This window comes from Vibrio sp. SCSIO 43155 (assembly GCF_023716605.1).
In the GTDB taxonomy this organism is placed as follows: Bacteria; Pseudomonadota; Gammaproteobacteria; order Enterobacterales; family Vibrionaceae; genus Vibrio; species Vibrio harveyi.
The window spans coordinates 482,994-504,735 of sequence record NZ_CP071852.1 but is presented as its reverse complement, the minus strand read 5'-3'; the positions used below and the strand labels follow the sequence as shown (position 1 = coordinate 504,735).

Genomic DNA, 21,742 nt, shown 5'->3' with positions numbered 1-21,742 from the left:
TAATACTTAGCTCGACAAAAATTCGAAAATTAACACCAATAATCACCACGTAAGTGGTCTAGGAGATAGTGATGATCCAAGGTATCCAAATTACTAAAGCAGCTAACGACGAACTACTAAACTCAATCTGGCTACTAGATAGCGAGAAAAACGAAGCGCGTTGTGTTGCTGCAGCATCAACTTACGAAGCAGACCAAGTTATCGCAATCAGCGACCTAGGTGAATACGAAAGCCGTGAAGTAGCAATCGAAACTGCTCCTCGCATCGAAGGTGGTCAACACCTAAACGTGAACGTTCTTAAACGTGAAACTCTAGAAGATGCAGTTGCACACCCAGAGAACTACCCACAGCTAACTATCCGTGTTTCTGGTTACGCAGTACGTTTCAACTCGCTAACTCCAGAACAGCAACGTGACGTAATCGCTCGTACTTTTACTGAGTCTCTATAATCTCTCAGTAAACTAGTTTGCTAGAATTTAAAAAGCTTGGTCAGCAATGACCAAGCTTTTTTTGTTTCTGGATCCTTCGAAACCCTTCCGATAGTAAAAAGCAACTCGCCTTCAAGGTGCATTTCTTTGCGAAGGATCTTTCTGAAACGCTTGTGCCAACGAGGTTGGATCAAGCCTATCTCTTTGCAGTGACGCCCCTTCTGCCCACCAAATCAGTTGATGCAGGGTGCGATTCATATAACTGTCCCACTGCGCCTGCTCCGACTCATTCGCAGCCACACCGTGCTCATCAAATACCTCTTGTGCTTTCGGAATGTGGATCATTGCCGACACAGGCAAGCACCCCAACTCGGATAAGAAAGTACGCATCGACACTGCAGCACGAGCACCACCCCATTGCCCGGCAGAGTAGGTCACGATAGCACTTGGCTTATAGGAAAACAGCGAACTGCCAAAGTGATTAAGCATGTTTGCCAAAGCTGGGCTCATCGAATGGTTGTATTCCGGGCTAACCATCACATACCCATCGGCCTGTTTGATTTTGTCTGCCAACTCACTTAGGTGCTGCGGCACTTTAGAGCGGTGATAAGCAAACTCGGGCTTAAACACATCGCCAAAGTCATAGTTCAATGGGTCAATGATTTCGACAGTATGTTGCGAATGCTGACTCGCGATAAGTTTTTCACACGCTCTACTGACTCGCATTCCTAAACGGGCTGGTCGTGGTGGCGTGCTGTCTCTCACTGAGCCAAGAAAAATCAAAAAATGCATGCTTCTCTTTCCATCTCATTTAGTTAAGTTCGTTTCTCAAGCATAAAGAGAGTTAAAACTTATCGGCAATAAAAAAGGTGAATGATTACTCATCCACCTCTCGCTATTTCTGTTTTGGTGCTTGCTGTGCTTTTGAAGCTTACTGCACGCGGCGCAGTACTTGTTTCAATGCGTCAAAGTCTGCGTCGAGATCTTCTGATAACAGTTCCATCGCAGCGTGCTTCGCTAGCGGTGCAGGAAGGTCAATGTCAGATTGCAGAATGTCATCCACCACTTCTTTGAACTTCGCAGGGTGTGCAGTACATAGGAACAGACCGGTCTCACCATCTTGCAGTTGCTCTTCAAGAACACGGTAAGCAATCGCACCGTGCGGTTCACACAGGTAACCTAAAGCATGTAAGTCTTTCACTGACTGAGCGCTTTGCTCATCAGATACAGCACCTTTTCCTAGCGTCTCCAAGCCCCACTCTTTCACGCGACACAACTCTTCGATACGAGGCCAGTTGTTTGGTTGACTCACGTCCATCGCGTTCGATGTCGTTGCAACCGTTGGTTTTGGCTCCCACTTACCCGTTTGTAGGTAACGCGGTACCGTGTCATTAGCATTAGTTGCAGCGATAAAACGTTTGATAGGCAGACCCAGTGCTTTTGCCAGTAGACCAGCAGTTAGGTTACCAAAGTTACCACTTGGTACAGACACGACTAGGTTTTCACGCTCTTGCTTACTCATTTGCGCGGCAGCTTCAAAGTAGTAACAGATTTGTGCCATCAAGCGGCTGATGTTGATTGAGTTTGCAGAGTTCAGACCGATCTCTTCACGCAATGCCGAATCATCAAAAGCTTGCTTAACCAGAGCCTGACACGCGTCGAAGTCACCATCGATCGCGACAGTGTGAATGTTTTTACCAAGCGTACAGAATAGCTTTTCTTGCAGTGGGCTGATCTTGCCTTTCGGGTAAAGAATCACAACGTTGATGTCTTCCATACCGTAGAAAGCATGCGCAACGGCTGCGCCAGTATCGCCAGAAGTTGCAGTCAGAATGGTGATCTTGCCGCCGTCCGAAACGGCTGCAAGAGATTGCGCCATAAAGCGACCACCAAAGTCTTTAAATGCAAGCGTTGGACCATGGAACAGTTCCAGAGCGTAAACACCGTCTTTCACTTGATTAATTGGCGCAGGGAATTGGAATGCAGCGTCAACCAATGCGTTAACTTGCTCTTCCGCCAGCTCATCACCAATCAGTGCAGATAGGATTTTCGTGCTACGAGAGACAAAGTCTTCTGCCAGTAGCGCATCAACGTCTTCAAATTTTGGTAGTTCCGATGGGAAAAATAGACCTTGGTTACGACCTAACCCTTGGCGAACGGCTTGACCAAAGGAAACTTGTTCATCATTTTCTTTTATATTGTAAAGCTTCATAGCTCACTTCCTGTTACTTTCGAACCCTGCTTATCTAGACGACAAACGTGGACGAATCCTTCTTCGTTTTGTACGTAGTTCTGTTCTAACCAGCGAGCAACTCGCTCAGCGACATCTTTCTCTTTGCAAATACTGAACAGTGTCGGACCACTGCCAGAAATACCGGTTGCCAATGCACCCGCAGACGCTGCGTATTGACGTGCATTTGCAAAACCCGGGAGCAGTTTCTCACGATACGGTTCTGCGATCACGTCTTTGATCATTTTTGCAGCAAGTTCTGGCTGACCAGAATGACACGCATGAATAAAGCCCGCAAGATGGCGACCATGAGCAATGATATCTTGTCGGCGATATTGAGATGGTAGGATCTCACGCGCTTCTGCTGTTGATACTTTGATACCCGGATATGCCATCACCCAGAACCAATCATCAAAGCAAGGCACTTCTTGGCTGATGATACCCAACTCTTCAAGCATCAATTGTACACCGCCAAGGTAACACGGTGCGACGTTATCGTAGTGAATACCACCAGAGATCTTACCTTCCATTTCTCCCATCAGCGCCAGTAACTCTGTCTCGTTAAGCGGCTGACCATGGAATCGGTTCAATGCATCTAATGCAGCAACGATAGAACATGCACTTGAGCCTAATCCAGAGCCGATTGGCATGTTCTTTTCTAGTGTCATTTCAAGTGGCTTTAGCTCGACGCCTTTCTTGTCTAGCTCGCGAGCAAACACTACCCAACAATCGTAAACGATGTTCTCTTTTGGCTCAGTTGGTAGCTTCTCAACAAAATCACCAGCCGTCTTTAGGCTGAACGGCTCAGCCCCAGACTTAACCAATACACGGTCACCCAATAGTGTGCCATCAACTGGGGACACCGCCGCCCCCAGAACATCAAAACCAACGCTTACATTACCAATTGATGCTGGGGCGTAGACCACTACATCCATATCACTTGAACTCATTGTCGTTATACCCCTAGCTTCCAACCTAAAGTACGCATCACATCCGAGAATACGCCCGCTGCCGTAACCTCAGTACCCGCACCGTAACCACGCAATACCAGTGGAATTGGTTGGTAGTAGCGGCTGTAGAATGCCAGTGCGTTTTCACCATCTTTGATCTTAAACATCGGATCATTTTCATCTACGGCAGCAATGCTTACCGTGCATTTACCATCAACAATTTCACCCACATAACGCAGCACTTTGCCCTCTTCCGCCGCTTTAGCTGACAGCTCTTTAAAGTACGCGTCCGCCTCTGGTAAACGTTCCATGAACTCTTCAACGCAGCCTGAGTCGTCAAAACCTGGTGGCAGAGCTTGATCAACCACAACGTCTTCTAGTTCTAGGGACATACCAGCTTCACGAGCAAGGATAAGTAGCTTACGCGCAACGTCCATACCCGATAGATCATCACGAGGGTCAGGTTCGGTAAAGCCGTTTTGTTTCGCGATGTTGGTTGCTTCACTTAGGCTCATGCCTTCGTCTAACTTGCCGAAGATGTAAGAAAGAGAGCCAGAAAGGATGCCGCTGAAGCGCTCTAGTTCATCACCTGCTGAGATTAAGTTTTGTAGGTTTTCGATTACCGGTAGACCTGCACCTACGGTTGTTTCATACATCAGCTTACGACGAGAGCTGCGCGCAACATCGCGAAGTTGATGGTAGTAGGCCATGCTTGCTGTGTTTGCTTTCTTGTTTGGTGTTACGACGTGGAAACCTGCAGCTAGGAAGTCTGCGTATTGATTCGCGATATCTTCACTTGAAGTACAGTCAACCAATACTGGGTTGATGATGTGGTTGCGTTGTACTAAAGAAATCAGACGCGCTAGGCTGAATTCTTCTGTCGCTGCCGACATACGGTCACGCCAATGCTCCAGTGGCAGCCCTTCACTATCAAGTAGAAGACCTTTACTGTTTGCTAAGCCGCATACGCGAATCACAATGCCTTTTTCCGCAAGCTTCGCTTGTTGACGCTCGATCTGATCCACCAGTTCACCACCAACGCCGCCAATACCAACCACGAATACATCTAAGAAGTGCTTAGAGTTGAATAGGTTCTCGTGACAGGCTTTGATCGCTTCAGAGATTTTATCTTCAGGAATCACGGCTGAGATTGCACGCTCAGATGAGCCCTGTGCAATGGCGACAATGTTTACGTTCACTTCAGCAAGAGATGAGAAGAAACGAGATGCAACACCGCGTGATGTACGCATACCGTCACCCACAAGTGTCACAATAGAAACATCATCAATGAACTCGACTGGTTCAAGTAGACCGTCTTTTAGTTCAAGTTCAAACGCATCCGCCAATACTTGTTGTGCTTTTGCTTTGTCTTGCGCTTCGATACAGAAGCTGATGCTGTACTCAGAAGAAGATTGAGTGATCAGAACGATAGACACTCCAGCTGATGACATTGCACCAAATACTCGGCTTGCCATGCCAACCATACCCTTCATACCAGGACCAGACACGTTAACCATCGTTAGGTCGTTCAGCGTCGTGATGCCTTTGATTGCGAGGTTATCTTCGCCAGTGTCTTGACCAATCAGCGTACCAGCCCCTTGTGGGTTAAAGCTGTTTTTGATCAGACAAGGAATATGGAATTGTGCGATAGGTGCGATGGTTTTCGGATGCAGAACGGATGCACCAAAATACGAAAGCTCCATCGCTTCTTGGTAGCTCAGTGATTTAAGAAGACGAGCATCTTCCACCAAACGAGGGTCACAGTTGTAAACACCATCAACGTCAGTCCAAATTTCACAGCAATCTGCGCGCAAACACGCTGCAAGAACCGCAGCAGAGTAGTCAGAGCCATTACGACCAAGTGTTACTAACTCACCTTTCTCATTACCTGCGGTAAAACCAGGCATGATATTTACGTGACCTTGAGGAAGAGGATTTTGGCGGAAGTTCTGAGTAGAGACTTCAACATCGACCATCGCTTCTAGGTGATCGCCTTTTGCGTATAGATACTCGACTGGGTCGATAAGATGCGCAGGTTGCCCTTTCGCTTCTAATACCGCTTTCATCAACTGAATCGAGACGCGCTCACCTTTACTAATGATGCGTGCGTTGACGTTGTTTGGGCACATACCAAGAAGATTGATGCCATGAACGAATTGGCGAAGCTGAGAAAGTGAAGTTTTTACTTGGTTATCAAATGCAGCACCATCGATGTTTGGCAATACATTTTGGATATCTGAAAATAATGCTTTGAACGAAGCTTCAAGTTCATTGATTTGCAACTCAGCTTCACCATTGCGAAGTGCACCTTCAATCACCGCGACCAGTTTATTGGTCGTTTTGCCTGGTGCTGAAAGTACCACTGCGACTTCTTCTTGCTGCGCATTGTTGGCGATGATATCCGCCGCTCTTAGAAAGCGATCTGCATCCGCTAATGATGAGCCGCCAAACTTTAATACTCGCATCCCTTCCTCCGATGTATCTTCTTAGATCTGTCTAAATTCTTTATAAAAAAGCATAAAAAAAGGCCTGTATCTTGTTGGATACAGGCCTTTCTTGTGAATTTCTTTCGCTCAGCAGCCTGCCCCAACATTGGTCGTGTCGGTAATAATAATGGTTGTGGTCATTACTACTTGGCTGTGAGATGTCATAAATAAATATTCAACGATAGTTGTGTGTTTTCTTAACTCTACGTTTACCGAGTTTCCGAAACAGAGTCAACAAAAAATTGTGTATTTTCCGGCCTTGTAGAGATTTCTGCTGCGCAATGTCGTTGATATTTAAGTGTAATTACAATGAGTTAGTCTGCTTACGATTTTATTCTTTTTTTTCAGTCATTCGCTCATGGTTCTTACAGATCTATTAGGATGAAGATCCTATGTAAGATCTTGATGCAAATATGCACAATCGAAAACTGATCTTTGCAGGTTCTATTTAACAACAACTTAACTGTGATCAAGGTTCCTAGGATCGAATTAAGTGGAAAATAAATGAGCTGGCTTTCATATTCTATGCTTTAATAGTGAGAAGCTTTTAGCACATACTAATAACAAAGTTAGACACAAGGAGTGGTCACATGAAAAAATGGATTTTTCTGTTGCTATTCGCCGTGTCTAGCGTTTGTCTTGCTAACGATCTTCCGCCTCTTCCAGGCAAAACTTCTTCGTCTCCACACAAGCTTTTCATCTCTAGTGAAAACTATCAAACAGATAGCTTCGATGTATGGAACATAGATGGTGGTTACTCATACGAGCTGTTTGATTCTGTTGATCTTTACGTTGGTGCGCGAGTCAACAACTCGCCAACAAAAAACCAAAGCGGTTTTCTTAGTGGGATCAGTTATCACTTTAATGATCGAGTAACAGTGAAAAGTACTGTTAGATCTTATAAAGCTGAAACGGCGGAAGGTATCCGAGAAGAAGACAGTAGCCTTGCTGCTGAAGTCTCAAGTCGCGTGAAAATCACCGAGAATTTGGATCTTCACGCCACTCTAGATTACCAAGATTGGCAACAAGGCTTCGAAGTAGGATTAGGTTTCCGCTTCTAGAAGTCCAGCGCTTCTTTCGAAATCAAAACCCCATTCCAGTCTGCGTAAACATAGTGTTTTGGCTGCACGATTTGGTTTTGCATCGTCAATGTCACGTTGACTTCTCCCACGCCACGCTTCTCTGTTTTAAACGGGCATGTACCCAAAGCTTGAACACCAATATCCATTTGTGACATTTGTGCCACATCGCGAATCGCACCGTAAACAATAATGCCTTCCCAACCATTTTCGATACCGAGAATCGCGAGCTGATCACCTAGCAACGCTTTTTGACATGAGCCGTGTCCATCAACAATCAGCACTTTTCCAGTGCCATCTTCGTTCAGTACTTCGCGTACTTTGGAGTTATCGTGGTAACAACGTACAGTGACAATCTCGCCATGAAAGGCCGTGCGTTGACCAAAGTTCTGCAATGGTAAGCTAAGCAGGATGACTTGGTCCTCAAACTGGTCACAAATGTCTGGTGTTATGTCTCTCATATTTCCTCCGTGAATTGTCTCACCTAAGCTGAAGCTCAGATAAGTAGTATCCTTCTAGACGAGTCGCGGCTGTATTGTTCCTAGCTTGTGCAAAACTTCAGGTTCTGAACAAGCAATCAAGTAAAGCTCGTCATCAATGACGTAATAAATCGCGTTTTGTTGAAATTGATTCGCCAGGTCTATTGCGGCTTGCGGTGTTAACTCAGCAGCATAGCTCTCTTCAAACCATTCAAATGTCTGATCGCCAACCGTGACAGGCACGTATTTAACGTGGTTTAATTGTTGTTCGAGTTTATGATTACTTATGCAGTTCTCTTCTTTTGACCGCAGATTACTGTAAGGGTTCCAAGCAGTTATCACCGCGTAGTTGGTTACCTCCCATTCAGCGTGAAAACGGAAGAAAGACTCTGAATAAGCATTCCATAACGATGCGTCTATGTTCGTATTACTTTTTTCTATCATAACTCTTAAACGATTAATAACAGTTACATTTCATCAATTGATGTAAATCAACAAACTGAATGGAATTAACATTTGAGCATTGTTAGCATGCTGTTAACAATATAAAATCCGCTCCATATCTTAGGGTGTTTACGTTTCAGGCTCCGTAATTACAGGGAATTGAAAGGTAAACAAGCCCTATAGAATAAACGTCGCCATCGGATACTGGTGAGTTGGCAAAATTCCAAGGAAGGCGGATAACTGAAAGAAGTGTTTTTTTGATCAACTTGATTTATTATCAAAATCACATTACCTGTATGTTATATTTTTGCCTAGAATTTATTCTATTAGCACAATTTTGTCACAAATTTAGGTACCGCCAATGCAAACCCCGCAGATTCTTATCGTAGAAGATGAGCAAGTAACTCGTAACACTCTTAAGAGTATTTTTGAAGCAGAGGGATACGCTGTTTTTGAAGCCAGTGACGGTGAAGAAATGCACCAAGTGTTGTCTGAAAATTCAATCAACTTGGTTATTATGGACATTAATCTTCCAGGCAAGAATGGTCTCCTTCTAGCACGTGAACTTCGCGAGCAAGCGAACATCGCACTGATGTTCCTGACTGGTCGTGACAATGAAGTAGACAAGATCCTAGGTCTTGAAATCGGTGCTGATGACTACATCACTAAACCATTCAACCCGCGTGAACTAACTATCCGTGCTCGCAACCTGCTAAGCCGCTCAATGAGCACTAACGCTGTACAGGAAGAGAAACGCTCGGTAGAAAAATACGAGTTCAACGGTTGGGTGTTAGACATCAACAGCCGCTCTCTAGTGAGCCCATCTGGTGACAGCTACAAACTGCCACGCTCTGAGTTCCGTGCTCTACTGCACTTCTGTGAGAACCCAGGTAAGATTCAAACTCGTGCTGACCTTCTTAAGAAGATGACAGGTCGTGAGCTTAAGCCACATGACCGTACTGTAGACGTAACTATCCGTCGCATTCGTAAGCACTTCGAATCAGTATCAGGTACACCTGAAATCATCGCGACTATTCACGGTGAAGGCTACCGCTTCTGTGGCGATCTAGAAGACTAATCTGCCCCAGCATAAACAATAAGGGCTTGCTCAATGAGCAAGCCCTTTTGCTATCTGTCACTTAGCAATGAATGCAAACTTAATGGTTAATACAAGCTTAGTGGCTAATACACTTTGTCGATCTTGATGCCTTTCTCGACTAACCACTCTTTCTTGCCTGCGTCATCTAACAATAACGCCAAATCGACCGACTTCTCCATATCCGCTTCGATTTGCCATACAAACGCCACTTCCCACTGATTTTCACTGTGGGTACGTAACTCTAATAAGTCACCATCAATTTCCCACTCTGAATCACCTTGCTTAATAATCAGAGCATCAACCGTTAAGTTTGCAGGCAGCTCATTATCTGCTTTTAGGTACAATGCGCCATGAACGTTCTGCTCTTGAACTTCACCAATGGTTGGCATCAGGTTTACCCATAGGTTGCTCTTTAGCTCAACGTTCACTGTATTCATAGTGACTTGGCTGCCTTGTTGCCATCCAACTTGAGGAGCAGAACTACAACCCGCCAGTAGCGCAATTGCCAGTGCTGCCGATGCAAATTTCTTCATTTTATTTCCTCTGTTCCAACCAACTCTTCAATACTTGAATATCATTTTGATATTCGTTTTTAATTTCTTCGACCCAATCCGATATGTTTTCCCACCAAGCAGGCATATCAGGAGATTGTGCTTTCTGTGCGACGCTTTGGATGTGTTTTAAACCAATCGAGCCTGCTGCACCTTTAATTTTATGTGCTTCAGAAACAATACCGTCTTGGTCTTTTGCCGTCATGTTTGAGTCCAACACCTCGATATAATCAGGCATCATGTCTTCGAACATCTTAATACTGTCATACACAGGCTTTACGCCAACGATATCCACGTAAGACTCTAGCATATCAAGATCCAGCAAGTGGGTATTGATGACTGGAGATGGCATCGGTGTCGCCTCTTCGATGACTTCAGCTTCTGCGATCTCTTCCATCACACTCTCATTGTTCTCAACGCGCTCAACGAAGAACTTATCGATCACCGCTTGTAACGCTTGAACTGCAAGTGGTTTGCTTATGGCATCATCCATACCGTTATCGAGATATTCACGACGATCTTTCATGACATTCGCAGTCAATGCCACCAGCGGCGGTAGATTATCGTAGTGTTCACGGTAGTACTTAGCCACGTCAAACCCAGTCATGTCCGGAAGCTGAATATCAAGCAGAGCTAAGTCGTATTCATCCGGTACGAAGTTCACCAGCGCTTCCTCACCCGTCATTGCGACAGTAACAGAGTGCCCCAAGCTTTCGAGCAGAGATTTCGCAACAGTGACATTAAGTTCGATGTCTTCGACCATAAAGATATTAAGATGTACATTGTCGCGTTTTGCATCGATAACAGGTGCTTCTAACTCAACCACTGGCACGTGAATCGATACGGTAAAGGTACTACCGAATCCTTCCTCACTTGCTACGGTAATGTCACCGTCCATCATGTTGATCAGCTGCTTAGAAACCGCCAAACCGATACCAGTACCCACCGCATGCAGGTTATCTTTGCCAGATTTCACTTGGTAATACATCGCAAAGATCTTATCTAACTCCTCATCAGGAATACCAATGCCGGTGTCTTCCACTTCCATAATGATGGTTGCGTAATCTTCTTCAACATCGGCGCTCACCGTCATTACGACGCCACCTTCTTTGGTGAACTTCATGGCGTTGCTAACCAAGTTCCAGATAACCTGGCGTAGACGTGTCGCATCCACTTCTATCGCTTTTGGTAGCGAGCTCAAACGCTCTAGATCGAAGCGTAGCCCTTTCTGTTCAGCCATCAGAGCCGAGATACTTTCAATTTCAGCGACGAAGTCTTCAAAGTTCAATGGTGCAGGTAACAACTCCAACTTACGACGGTCAAATTTGTCCATGTCGATAATGTCGTTAAAGATGTTGCCCAAAGTAATGGCACTAACATTGATGGTTTGCATGTGCTTACGTTGCTCTTCAGTCAACTGACTATCAAGCAACATACGACTCAAGCCTACAATGCCGTTTAACGGTGTGCGCAGCTCATGACTGATAGTGGAGATAAAGGTGGTTTTATCACGGCTGGCTTTTTCTAATGATTCTTCATGACGCTTACGCTCGGTGATATCGCGACCGAAACCAACCAGACCAAGGTGGCGACCATCTTTGCTGTAGAACGGTACTTTGCGCAATTCAAAGTAATGTTTGCGACCATCAGGGTATTCTAGCCATTGCTCGTAGGTAATTGCTTGGTTATCAGCAAAGACTTTTTGGTCGGTATCGACGATATGCTCAGCCACTTCTTTGCTGTAGACATCCCAAGGGCTCAAGCCCACTAATTGGTGTTCTTTCTTACCAGTTAACTCTTCCATCGCGCGGTTACAGCCAGAAAAAACGCCATCAGCGTTGCGGTAGTAAATCAAATCTGGAGATGCATCGATAAAAGAACGTAACAGCGCCGTACGCTCGGCAAGCTCAAGCTGAGTACGCTCACGTTGGAACACCTCATTCTCCAAGTCTTGCATCGCTTCTTCACGTGCTTCTTCTGCTTTAATACGCTCTTCAATTTCTTGGTTGAGCTTTTCAATGTTCTGCTGCAGTTGAAAGTTCAGCTCTTGGTCACGCGAACGCATGTCCTTAAGCTTAGATACTAACTTGGTCAGTCTTTGACGAGACTCTTCAAGCTGATCCACCACGACAGATAGGAAATACACCGCCCAAGGGGTAATAAGTAGACCAAAGAATACCGAACGAACGATATCTATATCGTCAACGTTACCCTTAAGCGCCAACGTGATACCAACTTGCACAACAACAGCCAGTGCAACCAGCGCCAACGCCAGTAGTATCGAGAAACGGACAATCCCCAGCTTAACCAATAGGTCAACATAGTACTGGGCGAGATTTTTCATGGGCTTCATTCACTACTCCATGGAACAAGCTAGACATCGAACCCTGATCAGTTTGAAAAGCAAAACCGTTAAGCGCAGTTACTCAACAGCATCAATGTTTGAAAGACACACAACTGAAATGGCGACGCTTCAGGGCTCATCAACGCCTCATGCTGTGTATTCGCAGTTTAACGTGTTTGATACGGTGATTTAAACCGCCTGCTCTCAACTTAGAGCAAGCGGTCACAAAGCGTTAATAAGAACCAGGATGAACTCGAGTGCAGTCACGCCCATCAGCCTTAGCTTGATAGAGTGCGCTGTCTGCCATTGCAACGCCCATTTCTGGTTCGTCACCATGATGCGGGATGTAAGAAACAAAGCCGATACTCACCGTCAACCGATCCGAAGTCGTTGAGTTACTATGTTCCACAGCAAGTTCGTGGATTTGTTCATGGATGCGTTTGGCAACTTTGTGTGCACCTTCCGTTGTGGTGTTTGGCAAGATAAAGCCAAACTCTTCCCCACCATATCGTGCTACGCAGTCCGATGACCGACTCACCACCTGTTGAAACGCCGCAGCGACTTGGACTAAAGCATCATCACCTTTTTGGTGACCATAGCAGTCGTTATAGTCTTTAAAGAAATCAATATCACACAACATGATCGTCAGCGGCAATTTCTCACGAATATGGTGATACCAAAGAGTATGAAGTTGTTCATCGAAGCGGCGACGGTTAGCGACTTTTGTCAGGCTGTCAGAGAAGCTTAATTTTTCTAACTCCAAATTCGCTTCCTCAAGCTTTTGCTCTGCAAGATAACGCTCAGAGATATCACGTGCCATAATCAATACACCGTTAGTACCCGACGATCGGTCTTTAAACGGCGATTTCACCACATCAAACCAAGTATGATACCCATCAGTGCTGCTCACTTTATCGATGTAGCGTACAGGTTGTGTTTGCTGCAATGCTTGCATGTCACTAGCTTCCAAACGAAGGTAAATATCATCAGGCACTACGTCTTGTAGTCGCTTACCAATCAAATCCCCTACATCAGAAATGCCTAACGCATTCACAAATGGTTTATTACAAGCCTGGTAAACCATGTTTTCATTGAAGATACCGATAGAGTCTGGGCTGGCATCCAAAATGGTTTGTAAGATGGTATCGCGCTGTGCCAAGGCGACTTCGGTATCTTTACGACGTTCCATTTCATCGCGCAAATTCTGCTGCATCTTGTGCCATTCAGTAACATCATGACTGATAGACAAAGTACCAATCATCTCTCCAGACTGAGAAACCAAAGAACTTTGGTTTACTTCCAACAAACAACTTCGACCTTGCTGATCGGTTGTCCAACGCCTCTCAGTTTTACGTGTAGCTATTGGGTTCATCTTGGAGGAGCAAGCTTCTTCTCTGCGCCCTTCCCAAAACAGGTCAAACGCACGGTTGGTTGTCAGTACTTTACCTTGCTTATCTTGCAGACATATCAATTCAGATAACGAGTCGAGAGCGGAACGAGCAATACCTAACTGCTCTAATTCTTGTTGCTGCTCTTGGCGAGTAAACTGGTAAGGCTGAGCGTAAATAATCCATACGCGATGCCCACGAAGTAAGCTCTTTCGACCAGATAACTCAATCTTAATATTCTCTGTTTCAGACAACCGCCAATCAAACAGCTGCTGCCCAAAATGTCGGCTGGAAAAGCTATCAAGTAATGCAATTATCTCGTCAGTATTAAAAGAAGCAGGATAGAGAAACCCAGAACCTAAACGGCGGATACCAAGCAATTGCATGGCAGAATCATTGGAGAGCAACAATTGACCACTGCCCGCATCTAACACGAGAACAGGGTAAGGAGAGTCAGTAACGATAAGTTTTAAAGCAGATTGAAATCGTATATAGATCAGCGTAACTGTGATTACACATACAACAGAGAGCAGGACCACAAATCCGTAGTCGCCCTGCCCATCCCAGAGCCAATTGAGTAACTGATCCATTTTTCCGACCTTTCAAGCAAATCGGAGGAAATATAACAGTTATTAATCGATCATTCTGCCTTTAATTCTGGTTTGATATAGATGAAGGCATCACCAGTTAAGCTGCCTTGTGGGCCTTCTCGATCCAATGCACGACCAATTTCAGTCATCGCTAACCAGCGGTTTTCACACCACAACGGCGACAAAAGAGTAGGACGGCGAGCAGCTGAGGAAACGCGATGGAAGATCACTTCTTTAGGAGTCATGCGGATCATTTCACTGGCGATAGCAACGTAATCCTCCAATTCTGGGGCTTCTAGCTTTCCGGCACGCCACGCTTTCGCCATTGTACTGCCTTCTACGATATGTAAACCATGCAGTTTGATACCATCTGTGCCGACGTCCAAAACTTTACGCAATGTGTCGATGTTGTCATCGCGTGTTTCTCTAGGCAAACCGACGATCAGATGAGTACAAACTCTAATACCTAGTGCCCGAGCGCGCTTGGTGATTTCTGCATAACACTCAAAATCATGACCACGGTTGATACGCTTGAGGGTGTCATTGTTGGCAGTTTGAAGACCCAGTTCTAACCAAATCTCATAACCTTGATTCACGTAGTCCGACAATAGATCCAGTACTGCATCAGGAACGCAATCTGGACGAGTGCCCACACAAAGGCCGACGATATCAGCAGCCTTGAGGGCTTCTTCGTACATGTTTTTGAGGACTTGTACTTCTGCATAGGTACTGGTGTACGCCTGAAAATATGCCAGATACTTCTTCGCCCTGTGGATCTCTCCAGCACGATCTTTCAATTGATCGTGGATACTTTTGATCTGTACTTCTTCATCCGCAAATGAAGCCACATTACAAAATGTGCATCCACCTCGACCAATAGTGCCATCGCGGTTTGGACAACTGAAACCACCGTGCAAAGTCAGTTTATGGACTTTTTCGCCATAACGGCGCTGAAGGTCTTGGCCTAATGTGTTGACCAACTCATGTAACTGCATAGATTCTCACCAATAGTAAACCGTAATAAATCTCACTACGATTTATGTAACTAAATTACATCCCTGCAAGAAAAAACAAATAATTCTAGTCAATTCAAACAAACAGGTGGCGGTGCGAAATCAATAAAACTGCATAAAACCAACTTAAAACCTGCAATGTTGCGTAAATGTTAAACAAAAAGTGAATATTTAAACGAAAAAATTGGGTCACAAAGACGACTTTTCGTTGCATTTCGAAGTCACAAAATTGTAGGATACTTACACAACCCCGTTGTTTTTGTGACTTTTATTACAACATCAACTGCGGGAATTGTCGGCGTTATCCCGCTCCCACCTATATAAGTCACTAAATTGTGGCAATAAATAAAGGGATATCACCAAGGATTGTTTTTCTCGCAAAATTTTTCCTGCGAGATACGGAAAGGAATCAAGACTGGTCAACCTCGATCAGTGGCGAATCATAAATATAAAGGACAAGACGTACAGAGCGTACCTAAGACAGTCGAGATCTGTCCGGGGTTCTTGCGTCGACATTGAACTGGAAGGATGTATCTATGGTAGATAGAGAGCAAAATTCACAGGGTCTGTACACTCCGGAACTGGAGCATGACGCTTGTGGTATCGGTTTTGTTGCTCACCTTAAAAACCGTAAATCTCATGAAGTAGTGACTCAAGCATTGGATATGCTGGCTCGCATGGAACACCGTGGTGGTCAAGGTTGTGACCCATGCAGCGGTGATGGTGCGGGTATCTTGCTACAAAAACCTCATGAATTCCTATTAGAAGAAGCCGTTAAGCTAGGCATTAAACTGCCTTCGTTCGAAAAGTATGGTGTTGGTGTCGTTCTTTTCCCGAAAGACGAATACAAACGCGAACAATGCAGAGATATTCTAGAACGCAACGCACAGCGTCTAGACCTCGAAGTTATCGGCTACCGCGTTTTGCCAACCGACAACTCAATGATCGGTGCCGACCCGCTAAGCACTGAGCCTCAGTTTGAGCATGTGTTTATCTCTGGTGGTCCAGGCATCACACCTGAAGAGCTAGAACGCAAACTGTACGTACTTCGTAACTACACAGTGCGAGTTTGCCTAGAAAGCGTTTCGAACATTGGTGACGACTTCTACATTAACTCAATGTCTTACAAGACATTGGTGTACAAAGGTCAGTTAACAACCGAGCAAGTACCTCAGTATTTCCTTGATCTGCAAAACCCAACCATGGTGACTGCACTGGCACTGGTACACTCTCGTTTCTCTACCAATACCTTCCCGAAATGGCGTCTTGCACAGCCTTTCCGTTACATTGCCCACAACGGTGAAATTAATACAGTTCGCGGTAACTTGAACTGGATGAAAGCCCGTGAAGCAATCTTAGAATCAGACCTATTTACTCAGGCTGAAATCGACATGCTTCTTCCAATCTGTCAGGAAGGTAGCTCGGATTCATCTAACTTCGATATGGCACTTGAGCTCCTAGTTCTTTCTGGTCGTAGCCTGCCACACGCATTGATGATGATGATCCCGGAGGCATGGCAAGAAAACAAAAACATGGATCCTAAACGTCGCGCGTTCTATCAGTACCACGCGAACATCATGGAACCATGGGATGGTCCTGCTTCAGTATGTTTTACTGATGGAGTTCAAGTTGGTGCGACACTCGACCGTAACGGTCTACGCCCTTCTCGCTACACAGTGACCAAAGACAACTTCCTAGTGATGGCATCAGAATCTGGTGTGGTGGATATTGAACCAGAGAACGTAGAGTTCCGCGGTCGTCTACAACCAGGTCGTATCTTCGTTGCAGACCTAGAGCAAGGTCGCATCATCTCTGATGAAGAAGTGAAAGACACCATTGCAACGGCGCAGCCTTACGAGAAGTGGGTAGAAGAAAACCTACTGAGCTTGAAGAAGCTGCCAGATGCAAGCAACCAGTTCAGCCAACCTTCTCCTGAGCGTTTGTTGCACCGTCAACAAGCTTTCGGTGTGAGCACTGAAGAAGTGAACGAAATCATCGTTCCAATGGCGAATGATGCGAAAGAGCCATTATCAGCCATGGGTGCAGACTGGCCTCTTGCGGTTCTATCTCATCAGTCTCAACATCTTTCAAACTACTTCAAGCAACTGTTCGCACAGGTAACCAACCCACCGATCGACCCGATCCGTGAGCGTATGGTTATGTCACTGAACACTTACTTGGGTAAAGACCAAAACCTTCTGACTGAAACACCACTTCACTGTCAGAAAGTAGAATTGGAATCGCCTGTTCTGGCGAACTCTGAGCTTGAGAAATTGCGTGCGATCGATAACGAGCACTTACAAGCGAAGACACTGGATATCGTGTTCCAAGCTAATGAAGATCAAGGCAAGCTTGAGCGCGCACTAAAACGTATCTGCCAATACGCAGAAGACGCGGTTATCGATGGTTACTCAATCATCCTATTAACTGACCGTGCAGTAAATTCAAACCACGCGGCGATCCCAGCAATGCTGGCAGTGGGCGCAGTGCACCACCACTTGATCCGCAAAGGTCTACGTGCGAAGTGTGGCATCGTGGTTGAAACCGGTGATGCGCGTGAAACGCACCACTTTGCAACGCTACTTGGTTACGGTGCGAATGCGGTTAACCCTTACCTAGTGATTGAAACCATCATTGAACTTCAACGTACAAAGAAGTTGGATCCAGAAGCGAACCCTCGCGATCTGTTCAACAACTACCGTAAAGCGATCAATGGCGGTCTTCTGAAGATCTTCTCGAAGATGGGTATCTCTACGCTACAGTCATACCACGGTGCGCAAATCTTCGAAGCCTTGGGTATCCACAAATCAGTGGTCGACAAGTACTTCACAGGTACGGTTTCTCGTATCCAAGGTCTAACCCTTGATGATATCGCCAAAGAAGTACTTATCCGTCACCGCATCGGTTACCCACAACGCGAAATCCCAATTCAAATGCTGGATGTAGGCGGTGTTTACCAATGGAAACAGCGTGGCGAGAAGCACCTCTTCAACCCAGAAACCATTTCTCTACTGCAAGAGTCTACGCGCAACAAGAACTACGATCAGTTCAAGCAATACGCGACAGCCGTAGATAAGCAAGGCGACAACGCGGTAACCCTGCGCAGCCAACTTGAGTTCATTAAGAACCCAGCAGGTTCTATCTCTATCGACGACGTCGAGCCAATTGAAAGCATCGTGAAACGCTTCGCGACCGGTGCTATGTCATTCGGTTCTATTTCTTACGAAGCACACTCCACACTGGCTGTTGCTATGAACCGCCTTGGCGCGAAATCGAACTCTGGTGAAGGTGGTGAAGACCCAATGCGTTTCGAGCGCAAAGACAACGGCGATTGGGAACGCTCTGCGATCAAGCAGGTGGCTTCAGGTCGTTTCGGCGTTACCTCTTACTACCTAACCAACGCTGATGAGCTGCAAATCAAAATGGCTCAAGGTGCGAAACCAGGTGAAGGTGGTCAGCTACCAGGTGATAAAGTAGATGACTGGATCGGTGCAACACGTCACTCAACTCCGGGCGTCGGTCTTATCTCGCCACCGCCACACCACGATATCTATTCCATCGAGGATTTGGCTCAGCTTATCTACGACTTGAAGAACGCGAACCGCGCGGGTCGTGTGAACGTGAAGCTGGTATCAGAGGCTGGCGTAGGTACGATCGCTTCTGGTGTAGCGAAAGCGAAAGCGGACGTTGTACTTATCGCAGGTTTCGACGGCGGTACAGGTGCATCCCCAATGTCTTCAATCCGTCATACAGGTCTTCCTTGGGAACTTGGCTTGGCAGAAACGCACCAAACGCTACTGAAGAACGGTCTACGTAACCGTATCGTGGTTCAAGCGGATGGTCAGATGAAGACACCTCGTGACCTTGCAGTCGCAACACTACTTGGTGCAGAAGAATGGGGCGTGGCAACCGCAGCATTGGTGGTTGAAGGTTGTATCATGATGCGTAAGTGTCATAAGAACACCTGTCCTGTTGGTATCGCGACTCAAAACAAGACGCTTCGTGAGCGCTTTGATGGTCGCGTAGAAGACGTCGTAACCTTCTTCCAGTACATGGCACAAGGTCTGCGTGAAATCATGGCTGAACTTGGCTTCCGCACTATCGATGAGATGGTCGGTCAAGGTCAGAAGCTGAAGATTCGCCAAGACGTTTCTCACTGGAAATACAAGAACCTAGATCTGTCTCCTGTTCTCCACGTTGAACAGCCACGCGAAGCCGATGGCGTATTCAACCAAGCTCAGCAGAACCACAACCTAGAAGAAGTGCTAGACCGTAAGCTGATTCAAGCAGCGATTCCTGCACTCGAGAAAGGCGAAGCGGTAAATGCCGAGTTCCCTATCGTCAACACGGACCGCTCTGCAGGTACCATGTTGTCGAACGAAATCTCGAAAGTGTATAAAGATGCCGGTCTACCTCAGCCAATGAACGTGAAGTTCAAAGGTTCCGCGGGTCAATCATTCGGTGCATTCCTAGCTAAGGGCGTGAAGTTCGAAGTAGAAGGCGATGCGAACGACTACTGGGGTAAAGGCTTATCTGGCGGTACGTTGGTACTTTACCCAGACGCAAAATCAAGCATTGTCGCGGAAGACAACATCGTGGTTGGTAACGTGTGTTTCTACGGTGCAACTTCGGGTGAGTCTTTCATTCGCGGTATGGCTGGCGAACGTTTCTGTGTTCGTAACTCAGGCGCGAAAGTAGTAGTAGAAGGCGTCGGTGATCACGGTTGTGAATACATGACTGGTGGTGCTGCAATTATCCTTGGCTCAACAGGTCGTAACTTTGCTGCAGGTATGAGCGGCGGTGTGGCTTACGTATGGGATAAATCAGGTGACTTTGAGTCAAAACTGAACCCAGAGCTAGTAGACCTAGATCCAATCGAGCAAGAAGACAGAGATCTATTACTCGACATGCTAACTAAGCATGTTCAATTCACAGGAAGTGAAGTCGCTCAGTCTTTCCTAGACAACTTTGAAGCAAGCCTAGCCTCTATGGTTAAGGTAATGCCGCGTGACTACAAAGCGGTTCTTCAAAAGCGTAAAGCTGAAGCACAGTCTCAAGGAAACGAAACTCAAGCGGAGGCCGTATAATGGGTAAGCCTACTGGATTTTTAGAGCATGGTCGTGAACTACCACAGAAGATCGACCCAGCTGAACGCATCAAGAACAACAAAGAGTTTGTTCTGAACGAGGAGTTTGGTGACAAGATCAATACTCAGGCTTCTCGTTGTATGGATTGTGGTGTGCCGTTTTGTCATAACGGCTGCCCTATCGGTAACATCATCCCAGAGTTTAATGACGCAGTTTATCGTGATAGCTGGGAAGAAGCATGGAACATTCTAAGCTCGACTAATAACTTCCCTGAGTTTACTGGTCGTGTTTGCCCAGCACCATGTGAAAGTGCTTGTGTACTTGGCATCAACCAAGACCCGATCACTATCTGTAATATCGAGAAAACCATCGTAGAAACGGCGTATCGAGAAGGGTACGCCAAACCAAAAACACCACGCTCTCGCACTGGTAAAACTGTTGCGATCATCGGTTCAGGTCCTGCAGGTCTTGCGGCTGCCGAGCAGCTAAATAGCGCTGGTCATACTGTGACTGTATTCGAGCGAGACGAGAAAGTGGGTGGTCTACTGCGTTTTGGTATCCCAGACTTCAAACTGGGTATGGATGTGATTGACCGCAAAATCAACTTGATGGCAGAAGCGGGTATCGAATTCAAAGTAAATCAACACGTTGGTGTCAATGTGAATGCTCAGCAACTACGTCAAGAATTCGATGTGGTTCTGCTGACTGGTGGCTCAACTGTTCCACGTGATTTGCCCGTTCCGGGTCGTGAACTAAAAGGCGTCCATTTTGCAATGGAGTTCCTAGGTCAAAACAACCGTCGTGCCAATGATATGGATCTTAAGGGTGAAGAACTTCACGCTGCGGGTAAGCATGTTGTGGTGATCGGTGGTGGTGATACCGGCTCTGACTGTGTGGGTACATCTAACCGTCATGGCGCAGCAAGCATCACTCAGGTTGAAATCATGCCGATTCCACCAGAGAAGCGCCCTGCTAACATGCCATGGCCACAGTACCCAATGATTCTACGCACTTCGACCTCTCATGAAGAAGGTGTTGATCGTCACTGGAACATCCTGACCAAAGAGTTCATTGGCAATGACAAGGGTGAAGTTACAGGTCTTCGTTTAGCTGACATCGTTTGGCAAGATGCGAAACCAGGCGAACGTCCGAGCTTCAAAGAAGTAGAAGGCAGTGAGCGAGTGATCCCATGTGATATGGCATTCCTAGCGATGGGCTTCCTGCACCCAGAACCAACAGGTGTACTTGCTCAATTGGATATTGCACTCGATGATCGCGGTAATGTAGCAACCCAAGGTTTTGCTACAAACCAAGAAGGCGTATTTGCAGCTGGTGATATGCGAACAGGACAATCTCTGGTTGTTCGTTGTATCAACGAAGGTCGTGAATGTGCCCGTGCTATCGATGACTATTTAATGGGTGGCACAAACCTAGAAGCAAAAGCAGATTCACTGATGCTTTCTGCGTAAAGGGAGTGTTCTCACTTCCTCTTTCTGAGCATTAAACCCAGCCATCAGTAGTATCGATGGCTGGTAGCAAAGAAAGAAAACAGTTCCTTCCAACCTTTTTATTTT

The 21,742-nt window shown here is 46.0% G+C and carries 16 protein-coding genes and 1 other annotated feature; of the genes, 6 read left to right on the top strand and 10 right to left on the bottom strand.

Features of this window, described 5'->3' with window-relative positions; all coding sequences use genetic code 11:
- Window positions 1-71: 71 nt before the first annotated feature.
- Window positions 72-449, top strand: a complete 378-nt coding sequence (gene grcA / locus J4N44_RS02330; RefSeq protein ID WP_005434930.1) for an autonomous glycyl radical cofactor GrcA — start codon at window positions 72-74, stop codon at window positions 447-449.
- A 111-nt stretch (window positions 450-560) separates the two neighbouring features.
- Here grcA and J4N44_RS02325 read toward each other — a convergent pair whose 3' ends face one another.
- From J4N44_RS02325 to thrA, 4 genes are all read right to left on the bottom strand, one after another.
- The gene (locus J4N44_RS02325) at window positions 561-1,220 is read right to left on the bottom strand and encodes an NADPH-dependent FMN reductase (RefSeq protein WP_005447863.1); all 660 of its coding nucleotides are present in this window, start codon (window positions 1,218-1,220) and stop codon (window positions 561-563) included.
- A gap of 139 nt (window positions 1,221-1,359) precedes the next feature.
- Window positions 1,360-2,640 (bottom strand): threonine synthase, encoded by a 1,281-nt coding sequence (thrC, locus tag J4N44_RS02320; RefSeq protein ID WP_009702444.1) that lies wholly within the window; start codon window positions 2,638-2,640, stop codon window positions 1,360-1,362.
- Window positions 2,637-3,593 carry a homoserine kinase gene (gene thrB, locus J4N44_RS02315; protein WP_005447861.1) on the bottom strand — a complete coding sequence of 319 codons (957 nt, stop codon included), beginning with the start codon at window positions 3,591-3,593 and terminating at the stop codon, window positions 2,637-2,639. Before thrB ends, thrC begins: the two co-directional genes overlap by 4 nt.
- A gap of 20 nt (window positions 3,594-3,613) precedes the next feature.
- Window positions 3,614-6,073 carry a bifunctional aspartate kinase/homoserine dehydrogenase I gene (gene thrA / locus J4N44_RS02310; RefSeq protein WP_252044814.1) on the bottom strand — a complete coding sequence of 820 codons (2,460 nt, stop codon included), beginning with the start codon at window positions 6,071-6,073 and terminating at the stop codon, window positions 3,614-3,616.
- 53 nt (window positions 6,074-6,126) lie between these two features.
- Window positions 6,127-6,243: a sequence feature (Thr leader region), on the bottom strand.
- Between the two features lie 441 nt (window positions 6,244-6,684).
- Here thrA and J4N44_RS02305 point away from each other — a divergent pair.
- Window positions 6,685-7,155 carry a ribonuclease regulator gene (locus J4N44_RS02305; RefSeq protein ID WP_252044813.1) on the top strand — a complete coding sequence of 157 codons (471 nt, stop codon included), beginning with the start codon at window positions 6,685-6,687 and terminating at the stop codon, window positions 7,153-7,155.
- Here J4N44_RS02305 and J4N44_RS02300 read toward each other — a convergent pair.
- Together J4N44_RS02300 and J4N44_RS02295 are read right to left on the bottom strand one after the other, a co-directional pair.
- Window positions 7,152-7,634: a putative 4-hydroxy-4-methyl-2-oxoglutarate aldolase gene (locus tag J4N44_RS02300; protein ID WP_005447855.1), complete on the bottom strand. Its 483-nt coding sequence runs from the start codon at window positions 7,632-7,634 to the stop codon at window positions 7,152-7,154. The two genes, J4N44_RS02305 and J4N44_RS02300, sit on opposite strands and share 4 nt — an antisense overlap.
- A 54-nt stretch (window positions 7,635-7,688) precedes the next feature.
- Window positions 7,689-8,096 (bottom strand): DUF3293 domain-containing protein, encoded by a 408-nt coding sequence (locus tag J4N44_RS02295; protein WP_005447853.1) that lies wholly within the window; start codon window positions 8,094-8,096, stop codon window positions 7,689-7,691.
- Window positions 8,097-8,457: 361 nt separating this feature from the next.
- Between J4N44_RS02295 and arcA the strand changes: the two genes are divergently transcribed.
- Window positions 8,458-9,174, top strand: coding sequence for a two-component system response regulator ArcA (gene arcA, locus J4N44_RS02290; protein ID WP_005447851.1), 717 nt, complete (start codon window positions 8,458-8,460; stop codon window positions 9,172-9,174).
- A gap of 104 nt (window positions 9,175-9,278) precedes the next feature.
- Here arcA and J4N44_RS02285 read toward each other — a convergent pair whose 3' ends face one another.
- Window positions 9,279-9,728, bottom strand: coding sequence for a hypothetical protein (locus tag J4N44_RS02285; protein WP_005447850.1), 450 nt, complete (start codon window positions 9,726-9,728; stop codon window positions 9,279-9,281).
- A gap of 1 nt (window position 9,729) precedes the next feature.
- Window positions 9,730-12,099: an aerobic respiration two-component sensor histidine kinase ArcB gene (arcB, locus tag J4N44_RS02280; protein WP_038899012.1), complete on the bottom strand. Its 2,370-nt coding sequence runs from the start codon at window positions 12,097-12,099 to the stop codon at window positions 9,730-9,732.
- On the opposite strand from arcB, the gene J4N44_RS02275 reads away from it, so the two are divergent.
- On the top strand, window positions 12,089-12,283 hold the full coding sequence (locus J4N44_RS02275; RefSeq protein WP_005447847.1) for a hypothetical protein: 195 nt from the start codon (window positions 12,089-12,091) through the stop codon (window positions 12,281-12,283). The genes arcB and J4N44_RS02275 overlap by 11 nt on opposite strands.
- Before the next feature lie 39 nt (window positions 12,284-12,322).
- Here the strand turns inward: J4N44_RS02275 and J4N44_RS02270 are convergent, their stop codons facing one another.
- Window positions 12,323-14,068 carry a sensor domain-containing diguanylate cyclase gene (locus tag J4N44_RS02270; protein ID WP_252044812.1) on the bottom strand — a complete coding sequence of 582 codons (1,746 nt, stop codon included), beginning with the start codon at window positions 14,066-14,068 and terminating at the stop codon, window positions 12,323-12,325.
- A 50-nt stretch (window positions 14,069-14,118) separates the two neighbouring features.
- Window positions 14,119-15,063, bottom strand: coding sequence for a tRNA modification radical SAM protein MnmL/YtqA (gene mnmL, locus J4N44_RS02265; protein WP_009702700.1), 945 nt, complete (start codon window positions 15,061-15,063; stop codon window positions 14,119-14,121).
- A 554-nt stretch (window positions 15,064-15,617) separates the two neighbouring features.
- Between mnmL and gltB the strand changes: the two genes are divergently transcribed.
- Both gltB and J4N44_RS02255 read left to right on the top strand, forming a co-directional pair.
- On the top strand, window positions 15,618-20,168 hold the full coding sequence (gene gltB, locus J4N44_RS02260) for a glutamate synthase large subunit (RefSeq protein ID WP_252044811.1): 4,551 nt from the start codon (window positions 15,618-15,620) through the stop codon (window positions 20,166-20,168).
- The gene (locus J4N44_RS02255) at window positions 20,168-21,637 is read left to right on the top strand and encodes a glutamate synthase subunit beta (protein ID WP_005447836.1); all 1,470 of its coding nucleotides are present in this window, start codon (window positions 20,168-20,170) and stop codon (window positions 21,635-21,637) included. Before gltB ends, J4N44_RS02255 begins: the two co-directional genes overlap by 1 nt.
- Window positions 21,638-21,742: the final 105 nt, after the last annotated feature.